Annotated in this window: 9 protein-coding genes and 1 tRNA gene; 6 read left to right on the top strand and 4 right to left on the bottom strand. The window is 72.6% G+C overall.

The genetic code is table 11. The annotated features are described in order from the left end of the window. The first annotated feature begins 115 nt into the window (after positions 1-115). From topA to ACFQ9Z_RS11745, 5 genes are all read left to right on the top strand, one after another. Entirely contained in the window at positions 116-2,971 is a 2,856-nt protein-coding gene (gene topA / locus ACFQ9Z_RS11765; RefSeq protein ID WP_383014734.1) for a type I DNA topoisomerase, read from the top strand. 141 nt (positions 2,972-3,112) lie between these two features. Continuing rightward, a complete protein-coding gene (gene tmk / locus ACFQ9Z_RS11760) occupies positions 3,113-6,442 on the top strand; it encodes a dTMP kinase (RefSeq protein WP_383014731.1) in 3,330 nt (1,109 codons plus the stop codon). A gap of 161 nt (positions 6,443-6,603) precedes the next feature. Beyond that, entirely contained in the window at positions 6,604-7,809 is a 1,206-nt protein-coding gene (locus ACFQ9Z_RS11755; RefSeq protein WP_383014728.1) for a DNA polymerase III subunit delta', read from the top strand. A gap of 96 nt (positions 7,810-7,905) precedes the next feature. Further along, positions 7,906-9,516, top strand: coding sequence for an alpha/beta hydrolase (locus ACFQ9Z_RS11750; RefSeq protein WP_383014725.1), 1,611 nt, complete (start codon positions 7,906-7,908; stop codon positions 9,514-9,516). Between the two features lie 107 nt (positions 9,517-9,623). Further along, positions 9,624-9,700, top strand: a tRNA-Thr gene (locus tag ACFQ9Z_RS11745). Between the two features lie 406 nt (positions 9,701-10,106). Here ACFQ9Z_RS11745 and ACFQ9Z_RS11740 read toward each other — a convergent pair. The 4 genes from ACFQ9Z_RS11740 to ACFQ9Z_RS11725 form a co-directional block, all read right to left on the bottom strand. Further along, a complete protein-coding gene (locus tag ACFQ9Z_RS11740) occupies positions 10,107-10,721 on the bottom strand; it encodes a hypothetical protein (protein ID WP_383014722.1) in 615 nt (204 codons plus the stop codon). After that, positions 10,718-11,200, bottom strand: a complete 483-nt coding sequence (locus ACFQ9Z_RS11735; protein ID WP_383014719.1) for a hypothetical protein — start codon at positions 11,198-11,200, stop codon at positions 10,718-10,720. The genes ACFQ9Z_RS11740 and ACFQ9Z_RS11735 overlap by 4 nt, the downstream gene beginning before the upstream one ends. 834 nt (positions 11,201-12,034) lie before the next feature. Next, entirely contained in the window at positions 12,035-13,729 is a 1,695-nt protein-coding gene (locus ACFQ9Z_RS11730; protein WP_383014716.1) for a bifunctional 3'-5' exonuclease/DNA polymerase, read from the bottom strand. Between the two features lie 82 nt (positions 13,730-13,811). After that, positions 13,812-14,570: a Clp protease N-terminal domain-containing protein gene (locus ACFQ9Z_RS11725; protein WP_383014713.1), complete on the bottom strand. Its 759-nt coding sequence runs from the start codon at positions 14,568-14,570 to the stop codon at positions 13,812-13,814. 134 nt (positions 14,571-14,704) lie between these two features. Between ACFQ9Z_RS11725 and ACFQ9Z_RS11720 the strand changes: the two genes are divergently transcribed. Then, on the top strand, positions 14,705-15,844 hold the full coding sequence (locus ACFQ9Z_RS11720) for a DUF2786 domain-containing protein (protein ID WP_383014710.1): 1,140 nt from the start codon (positions 14,705-14,707) through the stop codon (positions 15,842-15,844). Positions 15,845-15,899 lie beyond the last annotated feature (55 nt).

Genomic DNA, 15,899 nt, shown 5'->3' with positions numbered 1-15,899 from the left:
ACGGGGGCGGGATGTACCGTCACACTCCGCAGCGTCACACGAGCCAGAAGCACGCCGCGACCCCGGGAACGAACGCCGGGGGAGTGGCCGGCGTCGACCGGAGAGAAGAGCGAAGTTGTCCCCGACCAGCGAGACCGCACAAGGCGGCCGCCGACTCGTCATCGTCGAGTCGCCTGCCAAGGCGAAGACGATCAAGGGCTACCTGGGCCCCGGCTACGTAGTCGAAGCGAGCGTGGGGCACATCCGCGACCTTCCCAACGGCGCCGCGGAGGTACCCGAGAAGTACACGGGCGAGGTGCGCCGGCTCGGCGTGGACGTCGAGCATGACTTCGAGCCGATCTATGTCGTCAACGCGGACAAGAAGGCGCAGGTCAGGAAGCTCAAGGACCTGCTGAAGGACTCCGACGAGCTCTTCCTCGCCACCGATGAGGACCGCGAGGGCGAGGCCATCGCGTGGCACCTCCTCGAGGTGCTGAAGCCCAAGGTCCCGGTCAAGCGGATGGTCTTCCACGAGATCACCAAGGACGCGATCCGCGAGGCCGTCGCCAATCCGCGCGACCTCAACCAGCGCATGGTCGACGCCCAGGAGACCCGGCGCATCCTCGACCGTCTCTACGGCTACGAGGTCTCGCCGGTCCTGTGGAAGAAGGTCATGCCGCGCCTGTCGGCCGGCCGCGTCCAGTCCGTCGCGACCCGGCTCGTCGTCGAGCGCGAGCGCGAGCGCATCGCCTTCCGCTCCGCCGAGTACTGGGACCTGACGGGCACCTTCGCCACCGGGCGCGCCGGAGACCCCTCGGACCCGTCGTCACTGGTCGCACGGCTGCAGACCGTCGACGGCAGGCGGGTCGCGCAGGGCCGTGACTTCGACTCCCTGGGACAGCTCAAGGGCGCGAACACCCTGCACCTCGACGAGGCGAACGCCCGCGCTCTCGCCGCCGCGCTGGAGAACACCCGCTTCTCCGTGCGGTCCGTCGAGTCCAAGCCCTACCGCCGCTCGCCGTACGCCCCGTTCCGTACGACGACGCTGCAGCAGGAGGCCAGCCGCAAGCTCGGCTTCGGCGCCAAGGCGACGATGCAGGTCGCGCAGAAGCTGTACGAGAACGGCTACATCACGTACATGCGTACGGACTCCACGACGCTGAGCGACACGGCCGTCTCGGCCGCCCGCGCCCAGGTCACCCAGCTCTACGGCGCCGACTACCTGCCGGAGCGGCCACGTACGTACGCCGGGAAGGTCAAGAACGCGCAGGAGGCGCACGAGGCGATCCGGCCCTCGGGCGATCGTTTCCGCACTCCGGCCGAGACCGGCCTGACCGGCGACCAGTTCAGGCTGTACGAGCTGATCTGGAAGCGGACCGTCGCCTCCCAGATGAAGGACGCGACCGGGAACAGCGTGACCGTCAAGATCGGCGGCGCCGCCGCCGACGGCCGGGACGTCGAGTTCAGCGCGTCCGGCAAGACGATCACCTTCCACGGCTTCCTGAAGGCCTACGTCGAGGGCGCCGACGACCCGAACGCCGAGCTGGACGACCGCGAGCGCCGGCTGCCGCAGGTGGCCGAGGGCGACGCGCTGTCCGCCGAGGAGATCACGGTCGACGGCCACGCCACCAAGCCCCCGGCCCGCTACACCGAGGCGTCGCTGGTCAAGGAGCTCGAGGAGCGCGAGATCGGCCGCCCGTCGACGTACGCGTCGATCATCGGCACGATCCTCGACCGCGGCTACGTGTTCAAGAAGGGCACGGCCCTGGTGCCGTCCTTCCTGTCGTTCGCGGTGGTCAACCTGCTGGAGAAGCACTTCGGCCGGCTCGTCGACTACGACTTCACCGCCCGGATGGAGGACGACCTCGACCGCATCGCCCGCGGCGAGGCGCGTGCCGTGCCGTGGCTGAAGCGGTTCTACTTCGGCGAGACGGCGCCGGACAGCGGCTTCGCCGCGGGCGCCACGGGCGGCGCGGCCGACGCCGGCAACGGCGACGGGGACCATCTCGGCGGCCTCAAGGAGCTGGTGACCGACCTGGGCGCGATCGACGCGCGCGAGGTGTCCTCCTTCCCGGTGGGCAACGAGATCGTGCTGCGGGTGGGCCGCTACGGCCCCTACATCGAGCGCGGCGAGAAGGACACCGAGCAGCACCAGCGCGCCGACATCCCGGCCGACCTGGCGCCGGACGAGCTGACCGTCGACCTGGCCGAGGAACTGCTGGCCAAGCCGAGCGGCGACTTCGAGCTGGGCACCGACCCGGCGAGCGGCCACCAGATCGTCGCCAAGGACGGCCGCTACGGCCCCTACGTCACCGAGGTGCTCCCCGAGGGCACCCCGAAGACCGGCAAGAACGCGGTGAAGCCGCGGACGGCCTCCCTCTTCAAGTCGATGTCGCTGGACACGGTGACCCTCGAGGACGCGCTGCGGCTGATGTCGCTGCCGCGAGTCGTCGGCACCGACGCCGACGGCGTGGAGATCACCGCGCAGAACGGCCGCTACGGCCCCTACCTGAAGAAGGGCACCGACTCGCGCTCGCTGCAGGCGGAGGAGCAGCTCTTCACGATCACGCTGGAGGAGGCGCAGGCGATCTACGCCCAGCCCAAGCAGCGTGGCCGGGCCGCGGCCAAGCCCCCGCTGAAGGAACTGGGCGAGGACCCGGTCTCCGGCAAGCCGGTCGTGGTCAAGGACGGCCGCTTCGGGCCGTACGTCACCGACGGAGAGACCAACGCGACCCTGCGCTCCGGCGACAGCGTCGAGGCGATCACCCCCGAGCGCGGCTTCGAACTGCTCGCCGAGAAGCGGGCGAAGGGTCCCGCGAAGAAGGCCACGGCCAAGAAGGCCGCTCCCGCGAAGAAGACGGCCGCCAAGAAGACGGCGGCCAAGAAGACCACCGCGGCCGCCAAGAAGACCACTGCGAAGAAGACCGCCGCCAAGACCACCGCCAAGAAGGCGACGGCCTCGAAGGCGACGGCTCCGGGCACGGAGGACTGACACCCCGCGGGCAGGCCGGAGGGCCACTCCGGCCGGTCCCCGTCTTCGCGAAACGAGCGCCCCGGCACCACTTCGGTGTCGGGGCGTGCACACGTCAGAAGTGGTGGGTGTGGTGTCGGCGCCTGCGGATAGGCTGAACGCATGACGCGAGCCGACCAGCCAACGGCCCCCACCCCAGCACCGGACGACGACCTGGTCGCCGACTCCCGCGAGCGCGCCGTCCGCTCACTGCTGCGGCGACCGCAGGTGAGGCGCCTGTGGAGCGCGCAGCTCGTGGGCGGGGTGGGCGACTGCCTCGCCCTCCTGGTGCTGATCGTCCTCGTCCTCCAGGCGGCCATTGCCGAGGGATCCTTCGGCGGCGGGTACCGGGGCGCGGCCTTCGCAGTGGCGACCGTCTTCGCGGCGCGCATCCTCGCCACCCTGCTCTTCGGCGCCGTCCTCCTCGGGCCGCTGACCACGCTCACCGCCCAGGAGGGTCCGCTCGACCGGCGCTGGACCATGGTCGGCGCCGACGGCCTGCGGGTCGCGCTGCTGATCGTCGCGCCCCTGTGGATCGACTGGGTCCCGTCCGACGCGCCCGCCGTCCTGCTGGTGACCGTGTTCGTCACCGGCGTGGCCGAGCGGCTGTGGACGGTGTGCCGGGAGAGCGCGGCCCCCGCGCTGCTGCCCGCCCCGCCCCCGGAGGGGGCGACGGTACGGCCGCTGCCGGACCACCTGGACGCGCTGCGCCGGCTCGCGCTGCGCACCGCCTTCCTGGCCGTCCCGCTGGCCGCCGCCGTCCTGGTCGTCGCCGCCCTGCTGAACAACCTGCTCGGCACCGGCGTGGCCTGGTTCGACCAGCACCAGGCGGCCCTCGGCTCCTACGTCGCGGCCGGTCTGTTCGCCGCGTCCCTGTCCGTGCTGACCTCCCTGGAACTGCCCGACACGCGCACCCCGCGCGCGCGGTCCCCGCTGGAGGGGCTGCGCCGCCCGCGCACCGGCACCGGTGTCGACAAGGGCCGCACCGGCGCCATCCCGCTGCTCGTCACGGCCTGCGCCGCCGTCGCCGGAGCCGTCGCCGCCGCCGCCGCGGTGTGCGTGCTGCACGCCAAGGACCTGGGCGGCGGCCCGGTCCTCTACGGCCTGCTGGTCCTCGGCCTGACCGGCGGAGTCGCCGTCGGCATCCGCACCGCGCCGTCGGTGCTGCCGTCGCTCTCGCGCCGCCGCCTGCTCGCCCTCGTCATCGCCTTCACCGGCGTCGCCCTGCTGGCCGCCGGCCTGGTCCCGGACGTCACCACCGTGCTGCTGATCGTCACGCTGGCCGGCGTCGGCGCGGGCATCGCCGCCAACACCGGGCACGCGCTGCTGGACCAGGAGACCGAGGAGTACCGCAGGGGGCGCACCACCGAGCACCTGCACGCGGTCGTCCGCGTCTTCATAGCGCTCGGCGCCCTGATCGCCCCCGTCGTCGCGGGCCTGATCGGCCCGCACCGGCTGGAGAACGGCAAGTTCGTCTTCGCGCACGGCGGGGCCTCGTTCACGCTCATGCTGGTCGGCGCGCTGCTGCTGCCGGTCGCCGTGATCGTCCTGGCCAAGGCCGACGACCGTTCCGGCGTCCCGCTGCGCCACGACCTCAAGGACGCGCTGCTCGGCGGCGACGACCCGGTCACCACGCAGGCGGCGGGCGGATTCTTCATCGCCCTCGAGGGCGGCGACGGCGCGGGCAAGTCGACCCAGGCCGAGGCCCTCGCGGAGTGGATCCGCGCCAAGGGCCACGAGGTCGTGCTGACCCGCGAGCCGGGCGCCACCCCCGTCGGCAAGCGACTGCGCTCGATCCTGCTGGACGTGTCCTCGGCCGGCCTGTCGCACCGCGCGGAGGCGCTGCTGTACGCGGCCGACCGCGCCGAGCACGTCGACACCGTCGTACGGCCCGCCCTGGAGCGCGGCGCGGTCGTCATCTCGGACCGGTACATCGACTCGTCCGTCGCCTACCAGGGCGCGGGCCGCGACCTGTCCCCGACCGAGGTCGCCCGGATCAACCGGTGGGCCACCAACGGACTCGTCCCGCACCTCACCGTCCTGCTGGACGTCTCGCCGGAGGCCGCCCGCGAGCGGTTCACCGAGGCGCCCGACCGGCTCGAGTCGGAGCCGGCCGAGTTCCACGCGCGCGTGCGGGCCGGTTTCCTCACCCTGGCCGCCTCCGACCCCGGCCGCTACCTGGTCGTGGACGCGGCCCAGGAGCCCGAGGCCGTCACCACCGTGATCCGGCACCGCCTCGACACCGTGCTGCCGCTGTCCGAGGCCGAGATCAAGGCCCAGGAGGAGGCGCGCAAGAAGGCCGAGGAGGAAGCGCGCCGCAAGGCCGAGGAGGAGGCCGCGCGCAAGGCCGAGGAGGAGCGTCTGGAGCGTGAGCGCCAGGAGCAGCTCGCCAAGCTGCGCGCCGAGGAGGAGGAGCGCAAGCGGCGCGAGCTGGAGGAGGCGCAGCGCCGCGAGGCCGAACGGCAGGCGGAGGAGGCCCGGCAGCGGGCCGAGGAGGCCGCCCGCCGGGCCGAGGAGGAGCGGCAGCGCCTGCTCGCCGAGGAGAAGGCCCGCGCCGAGGAGGAGGCCCGCCGCCGGGCCGAGGAGGAGCGCCGGCGCCGACAGGCCGAGGAGGAGGCCCGGCTGCGCGCCGACGAGGAAGCGCGGCAGGCCCGGCTGCGCGCCGAGGAGGAGGCGCAGCGCCTGGAGAAGCAGCGCAAGGCCGAGGAGGCACTGCTGCGCGCTGAGGAGGCCCGCCGGCAGGCGGCCGAGGCCGCCGCGGCGGCCGACACCGCGGTGCGCCGCTCCAGCACGCCGCGGCCCAAGGTCCCGGGCACGACGCCCGACCCGGCGGCCGTGCCGACGCCGGTGGTGTCCCCGGGCGCGGCCGAGACGGTGCCCACGCCCGTGGTCTCCCCGGGCGACGACGAGACGGCCGTGCTGCGGCCGGTGCGCGAGGAGCCCGCTGAGGACTCCCGCGCGGCAGACCGTGTCCCGGACTCCGAGGTGACCGCCGAGCTGCCGCAGCCGCCGGTCGCCTCCGGCGCCGCGGACGAGACGGCTGTGCTGCCGCCGGTGACCCCGCGCCCGGTGGACGAGACCGAGGTCCTGCCGCGCGTGTCCGCCGAAGAGACCGCCGTGCTGCCGCGCGTGTCCGCGGAAGAGACCGCCGTGCTGCCGCCGGTCCGTGGCGACGACCCCGCGCACCGGGTGCCGCCGGGCTTCTTCCGGGACGAGCGCGGCCCCGCCCGGCCCGACGGCGCCGAGGACCGCACGCGTGAGATGCCCCAGATCGACGCCGAGGGCACCCCCCGCCGCCCCCGGCCCGACTGGGCCGAGGAGACCCCGCTGGACGACCTGCCCTCGCTGGCGGACGAGCTGCTCGGGTCCTACGACGACCGGGAGCCGGACCGGGACGAGTCCGGTGACGACCAGTCCCGCGGGCGGCGCGGCCGCGGCGGCCGGCGCGGCTGAGCACCGGTGCGGCGGCCCGCCGCACGGGCCCGCCGGACGAGGAACACCGGGCGGCGCCCGCCGGACCCCACGGGGTACCGGCGGGCGCCGCCGTCGTTGTCAGTGCCCGCCCGCACAATGGAGGGCGTGACGCGCAGTGCGACGGAAGGACGGCGTGACCCATGACCGTGTGGGACGACCTCGTCGGACAGGACAAGGTGAGCGCGGTGCTCGACGGCGCCGCGCGGGACGCCGACGCCCTCGTCACGGCCGCCGCCGCGGACCAGCCACCGCCCGAGGCGTCGAGGATGACGCACGCCTGGCTGTTCACCGGCCCGCCCGGCGCCGGCCGGAACCAGGCGGCGCGGGCCTTCGCCGCGGCCCTGCAGTGCGTGAGCCCGGACCGGGCCCTCGGCGGCACCCCCGGCTGCGGCTTCTGCGACGGCTGTCACACCGCGCTGCTCGGCACCCACGCCGACGTCAGCGCGGTCGCCGCCGTGGGCTCCGAGATCCTGGTCAGGGACATGCGCGACACGGTCCGCAAGTCGTACACCGCCCCGGCCAACGGCCGCTGGCAGATCATCCTGGTCGAGGACGCCGAGCGGCTGAACGAGAAGTCGGCGAACGCCGTCCTCAAGGCCGTGGAGGAGCCCGCGCCCCGCACGGTGTGGCTGCTGTGCGCTCCCTCGATCGAGGACGTCCTGCCCACGATCCGCTCCCGCTGCCGCCACCTGAACCTGCGCACGCCCTCGGTCGAAGCCGTCGCCGACATGCTCGTACGCCGTGACGGCATCGAACCCGAGGCCGCGATGGCCGCCGCCCGCGCCACCCAGGGCCACGCCGACCGGGCCCGCCGGCTGGCCAGCGACCCCGCGGCCCGCGAGCGCCGGGCCGCAGTGCTCCGGCTCCCGCTGCGCCTGGACGAGGTCGGGGCCTGCCTGCGAGCGGCCCAGGAACTGGTCGACGCGGCCGCCGAGGACGCCAAGCAGCTCGCCGAGGAGATGGACGGCAAGGAGACCGAGGAGCTGAAGGCGGCGCTGGGCGCGACCCAGGGCGGCCGGCTGCCGCGCGGCACGGCGGGGGCGGTGAAGGACCTCGAGGAGATGCAGAAGCGCCGCAGAACGCGCACCCAGCGCGACAGCCTCGACGTCGCCCTCGGCGACCTCACCGGGTTCTACCGCGACGTCCTCGCCCTCCAGCTCGGCTCCCGGGTCGCCATCGCCAACGGCGACACGCAGGACGCCCTGGACCGGCTGGCCCGCGGCAGCAGCCCGGAGTCGACCCTGCGCCGTATCGAGGCGATCGCCGCCTGCCGTGACGCCCTGGACCGCAATGTGGCCCCGCTGCTCGCGGTGGAGGCGATGACGATGGCACTGCGGGACGGGTGAGCCGGACGTACGGTGGTTGACGGACTCCGTCCCCCGTACGAGGTCACACCTCGTACTCCGCGTATCCGTCGCGTCGCTCAGCGTTACGATCGCTGGATGCACACCTGGCCCTCCCTCCGCCGGCCCCGCCGGACCCGCATCCGGTCCCGGGCGACGACCCGTGTCGCGGGCGCTCTGCTCACGGCCGCCGCCATGCTCGTGTCCGCCTGCTCCGCCGGCAGTTCGATGACCACGACGTCCAGCGGTGCGGCGGAGCCGACGCTGGCCGCGCTGCCGCGGGCCACGCCCTCGGCGCTGGCCCCGTACTACGACCAGCACCTGAGCTGGCGGGCCTGCGGCGTCGCCGGATTCCAGTGCGCCACGATGAAGGCGCCGCTGGACTACGCCGACCCCGGCGCGGGCGACATCAAGCTGGCCGTCGCGCGCAAGACCGCCACCGGCAAGGACAGGCTGGGCTCCCTGCTGGTCAACCCGGGCGGCCCGGGCGGCTCCGCCATCAGCTACCTGCAGCAGTACGCGGGCATCGGCTACCCCGCCGAGATCCGGGCGATGTACGACATGGTCGCGATGGACCCGCGGGGCGTCGCGCGCAGCGAGCCGGTGGAGTGTCTCGACGGCCGCCAGATGGACACCTTCACCGAGACCGACACGACCCCCGACGACCAGCGGGAGACGAACGCGCTGGTCGGGCAGTTCCGCGAGTTCGCGGAGAGCTGCGGAGCGCATTCGGGCCGGCTGCTGCGGCACGTGTCCACCGTCGAGGCCGCGCGCGACATGGACATCCTGCGCGCGGTGCTCGGCGACCCGAAGCTGAACTACGTGGGCGCCTCCTACGGCACCCTCCTCGGCGCGACGTACGCGGGCCTGTTCCCGGACCGGGTGGGCCGGCTGGTGCTGGACGGCGCGGTGGACCCCTCCCTCGACTCCCTCCGGGTGAACCTGGACCAGACGGCCGGCTTCGAGACGGCGTTCCAGGCGTTCGCGAAGGACTGCGTGCACCGCTCCGACTGCCCGCTCGGCGACAAGGGCACCTCTCCCGCCCAGGTCGGCGACCATCTCAAGGCCTTCTTCCGCGAGCTGGACGCCCATCCGATCCCGACGGGGGACGCGAGCGGCCGCAAGCTGGGCGAGTCGCTGGCCACCATCGGGGTGATCGCGGCGATGTACGACCAGACGGCCTGGGGGCAACTGCGCCAGGCGCTGACGTCGGCGATGCGCAAGAACGACGGCGCGGGCCTGCTGGCCCTCTCCGACAGCTACTACGAACGGAACGCGAAGGGCCAGTACAGCAACCTGATGATGGCCAACGCCGCCGTGAACTGCCTCGACCTGCCGCCCGCCTTCACCAGCCCGCAGCAGGTGGAGAAGGACCTGCCCGCGTTCGAGAAGGCGTCCCCGGTCTTCGGGGCCGGTCTGGCCTGGGCCTCCCTGAACTGCGCGTACTGGCCGGTGAAGGCCACCGGCGAGCCGCACCGGATCGAGGCGAAGGGCGCGGCCCCGATCGTGGTCGTCGGCACCACCCGTGACCCGGCGACCCCCTACCGCTGGGCCCAGTCCCTGGCCCGCCAGCTCTCCTCGGGCCGCCTGCTCACCTACGTCAGCGACGGCCACACCGCCTACGGCCGCGGCAGCGCCTGCATCGACTCGGCGATCAACGCCTACCTCCTCAACGGCACCCCGCCACCCGTCGGAAAGCGCTGCTCATAGCCCTCGTGGCCGCCCCGGAGCACCCTGCTCCGGGGCGGGTACGAAGCACCCCGCGAAACTGTGTAGACTTACCGACGTTGCTGATCGCACCATAGTGCGGCCAGCGCGCCGCTTTAGCTCAGATGGCCAGAGCAACGCACTCGTAATGCGTAGGTCTCGGGTTCGAATCCCGAAAGCGGCTCCATCCGAAGCCCAGCCCAGACACCGTCTGAGCTGGGCTTTCTCGTTCAGCGGAGGTGTCGGCGGCGCTTGGCGCGTGCCGCCTGGATGCCGCTGGTCTCACTTCTGGTCTCAGTTGGGGCCGCCCGGTGCTGGCCGGGCGGGGCATGTCCCCCCCATGTGGCGGCTGGCGTCCTACGAGAGATGTGACCGCCCCAGCACCTACCGCCGGATCTCCATGAGCGTGGGCATGCCCACCTGGGGTTCGTTCAGGATCCTGCCGGAGGTGTCGCGGCTCCGTCGAGTAGACGCCGGCTGCCGACCCCAGTCGGCCACCAGCTCCTTGAACTCCTCCGGATCCTGATGGGATGAGGGTCGATGCTCGGGCCCAGCGGCGCTAACCGGCCTCGCATGCAGCAGTCGGCGGAGCTTTACCAGTTGGTCAGGTCGACCAGTAGGTCGCAGTGCGGGTCATCCGGGGCCGGACGCCGGTATTGCTCCTCCTCGACGAGGGAGGGAAGGGAGGCGAGGAGGGCGGTCGTCGGCGTCCCGGTCAAACGGATGTCGACCCCGATGATGCCCGGCCGGTCGGGGCGTTGCACGTACAGGCGGATCAGGCCGTCCCCGTGCATGAGAAAGCCGATAAGAAACGGGTTCTCGTCGTCTACGGGGTCGGAGAGGGCGCGTACGACAGTGAGCGCCTCACCTTGTTCGGTTTCTGGGGCCGGGGTGATCTCCTGAGGGCGGAGGCGGATGAGCGTCATCCCCATCACCTCGTCGACGTCGCTGCTGCTGTAGATCTGGGGCCCGGTCAGGACGGTGCGCAGCATGCCGGGGATGTAGTACGGGGTCACCGTGTCGTGGGGGATCTCGTACAGGAAGCTCTTGGCGTACTCGTCCTTTCCGACTCGGACGGCGATCCGTACGGCGCCGGGGGCGGGGAGGACACCTCGCAGATGGCAGTAGTCGGCGATGGGGGCGTTCAGGTAGTACAGCAGTAGGCGGGTGACGGCTGCCTGTTGCTCTCGGTCTTCGGGGTCTGTCACGGATGCATCCATGCGGGGCACTTGTTGTTGCGCTGATTGCGGCAGAAGGCGTTGATCACGCCGATCGTCTGTCCCCTGCCGGCATCGTAGCGGCGGTCCTTTGACTTTCGCGTGTACTGAACGACTACGGTGAACTTCACCTGCCGTGGCCTCGGACCCGTTTCGAAGGCGACACCGTCATACTCTAGGCGTCCTTGGTGATCGTTGCGGTCAACGTTGCCGTGAACGGCTGCGGCAATGGTGGAGCACTTTTTGATGTTGTGGCGGGTGGTGAAGTGGTACCAGCCAAATTCACTATTGCCAAATCGGGTGACGATTCGACGTCCGTCAGGGTCGGTGGTGCTGCAGTGAACTGTTTTGTCCCAGGTGGGCGGGTGTGGATCGGCGGGGAGCGGTCGGGCTTGCGCAGTGTGCGCAGTGCCCGACAATAAGGTTGCGGTGGCCAGGGTAGTGGCTGCTAACGCGGCGATCTTCTGCATAGCGCTGATCGCATCACGAGAAGGCACTGTCGAACAGGCGGATCTGAGACGAACTGGCGTGCGATTTGGTCAACTGGCGCGTGGTTGTGAATTGGAATATCCCGCAGGTGTCGCGAGCCTGTCTCACGGTCACGGCTTGAGGAGCCTACGGCGCTGCCGGGTCATTGATCCGTCGTCACCGTGATGGTTCCTCTCGTAGTCCTCGGTGCCTCATCTCACGTGCCTCCCCCGGACGGCTGTTATCAGGTCCAAGGCGCAGCGTCTGGTCGCAGTTCTGGTCTCATTTCACCTGCGCGCTGTGAGTGTCCACCGATGACCGGCATGATCCGGGTGGGTGCCTGACTAGGGGTTATGCCGTCCCGGCGAACGTCTGCGGACGTCGATGAACCAAGATCGGACAACTCGTAATGCGTAGGTCTCGGGTTCGAATCCCGAAAGCGGCTCCATTGAAAGCCCAGCTCAGAAAGTTCTGAGCTGGGTTTCTTCGTTCAGCTTCGGCTCACCGCGAGCGGGCGGCGTGGATCAGCGGCGTTTCTCGAGGCGCCGCATGAATTTGTCGCCGGCCCATCCCCCGGCTACGGCGGCCCCGGCGGCGGCCGCCCACGTGACGGTCCCCGGGGCCCTCAACGCAGACAGCACCGCACCGACCACTCCGAACGCCGCCACCGCGCCGGCGACCCACAGCGTGAGCCGGAGTCGTTGCGCCGTCCGGTGTTCCGGCTGCATTCGCTCGCCCCTCTCACCCGGTCGCCTGCCGGGGCGGGCGAACGCCGCATACGCCCCGTGGCGGCCGGTGTACCCCTCGCGGGCGGGGTAACGGCCCTGCCGCCGCCCTCACTTGGCGTCGGCGTAGCACTCCACCACCGCGGTGGTGAACGGGAAGCGCACCGGTGTCTCGCCGAAGGTCAGGCGTCCGGCGAGGTGCGAGGCCTCACGGATGGCCTCGACGACCGTGGCGGCCTCCTCGGCGGGACAGTGCACGATCACCTCGTCGTGCTGAAAGAACACCAGCTCGGCCTCGAGGTCCGCGCAGGCGCGGCGCAGCGCGGCGAGCAGCAGCAGGGCCCAGTCGGCGGCGCTGCCCTGCACGACGAAGTTCCGGGCGAAGCGGCCCCGCGCGCGGGAGTCGCCCGAGGTGTGGCCCGGGCCCCAGGCCGGGCCGTCCGCGTGCCCGGCGTCGTCGTCGCCGACCGGGATGCCCGCCTCCTCCGCCGCGTCCTCGTCCGGGCCGGCGGCGGGCGGGCAGGTCCGGCCCAGCCAGGTGCGCACGAGCCGGCCCTCCTCGCCGGCCCGTGCCGCGTCGTCGACGTACGCCACGGCCCTGGGGAAGCGGCGTCTGAGGGCGGCGAGGTTCTTCAGGCCGTCGCCGGAGGTCTGGCCGTAGACCGCGCCGAGCACGGCGATCTTGGCCTGGTCGCGGTCGCCGGAGAACGCGCGGTCCGAGACGGACTGGTACAGGTCGCTCTCGCGCCCGGCCACCTCCATCAGACCGGGGTCGCGGGAGATGGCCGCCAGTACGCGCGGCTCCATCTGGTCGGCGTCGGCCACGACCAGCCGCCAGCCGGGGTCGGCGACCACGGCCCGCCGGATCACCTTGGGGATCTGCAGCGCGCCTCCGCCGTTGGTCACCCAGCGCCCGGTGACCGTACCGCCGGCCAGGAACTCCGGCCGGAAGCGGCCCTCGCGCACCCAGTCCTGCAGCCAGGACCAGCCGTGCGCGACCCAGATGCGGTACAGCTTCTTGTACTCCAGGAGCGGCTTCACCGCGGGATGGTCCACGGAGGCGATCTCCCGGCGGCGGGTGGAGCGCACCTTGATCCCGGCCCCGGCGAAGGCCCGGACCACGTCGGCGGGCAGGTCGGGCCGCACCCGGCGGCCGAAGGCGGCCGACACCTCGTCCGCCAGCTCGGCCAGGCGCCGCGGTTCGCCGCCGCCCGCGTACCGCTCGCCGAGCAGGTCGCGCAGCAGCTCGCGGTGGACCTCCGCGCTCCAGGGCAGGCCCGAGCGGTTCATCTCGGCGGCCACCAGCATCCCCGCGGACTCGGCGGCGGTCAGCAGCCGCATGCGGTCGGGGTGGGCGGTGCGCTCGTGCCGCCGCTGCTGCTCGGCGTAGACGGCGAGCAGGTCGGTGAGGGGCAGGCGGTTGCCGGACGGCTCGAACAGCGGGGACTGGGCGCCCGGTTCGGCCTGCCGCTGCGGCGGGTCGGGCGGCACGGGGCCGCCCCGGAGGCGGGCGAGGGCGGCGGCGGCCGAGCGCGGCTCGCCGTACCGGCCTTCGTGGCCCAGCAGGAGCGTCTCGGCGTCCTCGATGTCGTAGCACCGGTCCACTCGCACCCCCGTGGCGAGCAGACGCGGGTAGACGTCGGCGGTCGACCGCCACACCCAGCGCGTCCCCTCCGGGCGGCTCCGCACCGCCCCGGCGAGATCGCTCTCCCGCCGCACCGGCCCGGCGGGCAGCCCGTCGGGGCCGAGGGGGGCGACGTCCACGCCACCGTCCTCGGCCGCCGCGAGAGCCCATCGGCCGGCCATGGGAAGGAGTGTGGCAGGCGGTACTGACAATGGCGGTGACCTGCGGGTTCGCGCCGGTCAGTGGGGTGCCCCCCGGGGGGGGTCAGTCGGTCGCCGCCTCCTCCGCGTCCGCTGCCGCCTTCTTGTGCTCGAGCAGCGTCGCCAGCACCTTGGCGACGAACTCCTCGGTCGCCTCCTTGGTGATGCCGAGGCCGCTGAGGACGCCCGTGCCGTTCTCGTGCTCCAGCAGGGCCAGCAGGATGTGCTCGGTGCCGATGTAGTTGTGGCCGAGCCGGAGGGCCTCGCGGAAGGTGAGTTCCAGGACCTTCTTCGCCTCGGGGCCGTAGGGGATGAGATCGGGACCGTCCTCGACGGCCGGCGGGAGCGCGGCGGCCCCTGCCTGGCGGACCGCGTCCAGCGGGACGCCCTGTGCGGTGATCGCCTTCGCGGCCAGGCCTTCCGGCTCGGCCAGCAGGCCGAGGACCAGGTGCTCGGGGCGGCCCTCGGCGTTGTGCGCGGCCACCGCCTCGTTGTGCGCCGCCACGACCGTGTTCCGCGCGCGCGGGGTGTAGCGGCTGAAGCCCTGGCTGGGGTCGAGGTCGGCCGACTCCTTGGGCACGAACCGCTTCTGTGCGGCCTGCCGGGTCACGCCCATGCTCCTGCCGATGTCGGTCCAGGAGGCGCCGGAGCGGCGGGCCTGGTCGACGAAGTGACCGATCAGGTGGTCGGCCACGTCACCGAGGTGGTCGGCGGCGATCACCGCGTCCTGGAGCTGGTCCAGGGGTTCGGGGTGGACCTTCTTGATCGCCGCGATGAGGTCGTCGAGGCGTACGGATGCCGTGATGTTCGGATGGGTCGCCATGTGTCAACCGTAGGTTGCGCCTGGCGTTACTGTCAACCATCGGTTGACACTCTCCAGGTGTTCGTTTTCCACAGTTGTCCACAGGCTGTGGACAGACTTCGGCCGCTGTCGTCGGCGCGTGGCACGATCGACGGGTGACCAGCACTGCAAGCACCGTCGAGCGGGCGTTCCGCGCCGCGCTGTACGAAGACAACGACACCGGGCTCGACACGGGTGCCTCCCTGCTCGCCGCCGACCCCGCGGCGGACGCCGAACTCGCGCGCCGGGGCGAGGAGTTGGTGGCGGCCGCATGGCGGCGCGGCTGGCAGCCCGCCGATGTCGTACGGCTCGTGCGCCGCGAGCTCGACGAGGTGCACCTCTCGCTCGTCGCGGGGCTGGTACGGGCCCAGTCAGGGCAGGACCGCCCCCGCGGACGCCGCTGGGCCGACCAGCTCGAAGCCCTCCCGGAGCCAACCGTCCGGGCGGGCGACCGCTTCTCGCACGCCACCGCGGTGCTGGAGCTTTACCGCCTGCTGCTGCGCCTGCCCGCCCTGGAGGTTCTGGAGGAGCCCCGCCGTGATCCCGGGCCGGGCGCCTCCCGCATGCTCAACCGCATCCGCGCCCTGCTCGCCAAGGCCGAGGCCACCGGCTACCCCGAGGAGGCGGAGGCGCTCTCGGCCAAGGCGCAGGAGCTGATGGCCCGGCACAGCGTCGACGAGGCGCTGCTGGCCGCCGGAGCCCCCGCGCCGGACGCGCCCGGCGCCTGCCGCATCGGCGTGGAGCCGCCGTACGAGCAGGCCAAGGCGGTGCTGCTGGACGCCGTGGCCACCGCCAACCACTGCCGAGCGGTGTGGAACGAGGCGCTCGGCTTCTCCACGGTCGTCGGTTTCGAGGCGGACCTGGAGGCGGTGGAACTGCTCCACGCCTCACTGCTGGTGCAGGCCACTCACGCGATGACCAAGGCGGAGGCCGCGCAGCGGGCCGGCGGCCGCAGGCGCACCAAGACGTTCCGGCAGTCGTTCCTCGCGGCCTACGCCCATCGCGTCGGCGACCGTCTCGCGGCCGTGGCCGTGACCCAGGTGACCGAGGACCTGCTGCCGGTCCTCGCCACCCGGGAGGCAGCCGTCGCCGGCCGCCTGGAGCACATGTTCCCCGAGACCACCACCACCCGGCTGCGCGGGGTGAGCGACGCGGCGGGCTGGACGGAGGGCGCGCGGGCGGCGGACCAGGCCCAGGTCAGGGCCCGCCCCCGGCTCGACCGGCCCTCGGCCCCGGCCCGGCCGCGTCCCGCCTGACGGTCCTCGGGCCGGCCGGCCGGCTTCCGGTCTGACGGCGGGTGTGCCGCCTGTC

The organism is Streptomyces sp. NPDC056580 (assembly GCF_042793175.1).
Taxonomy (GTDB): domain Bacteria; phylum Actinomycetota; class Actinomycetes; order Streptomycetales; family Streptomycetaceae; genus Streptomyces.
Note: the sequence above shows the minus strand (reverse complement) of the source record. Positions and strands in the feature narration are given on the sequence as shown.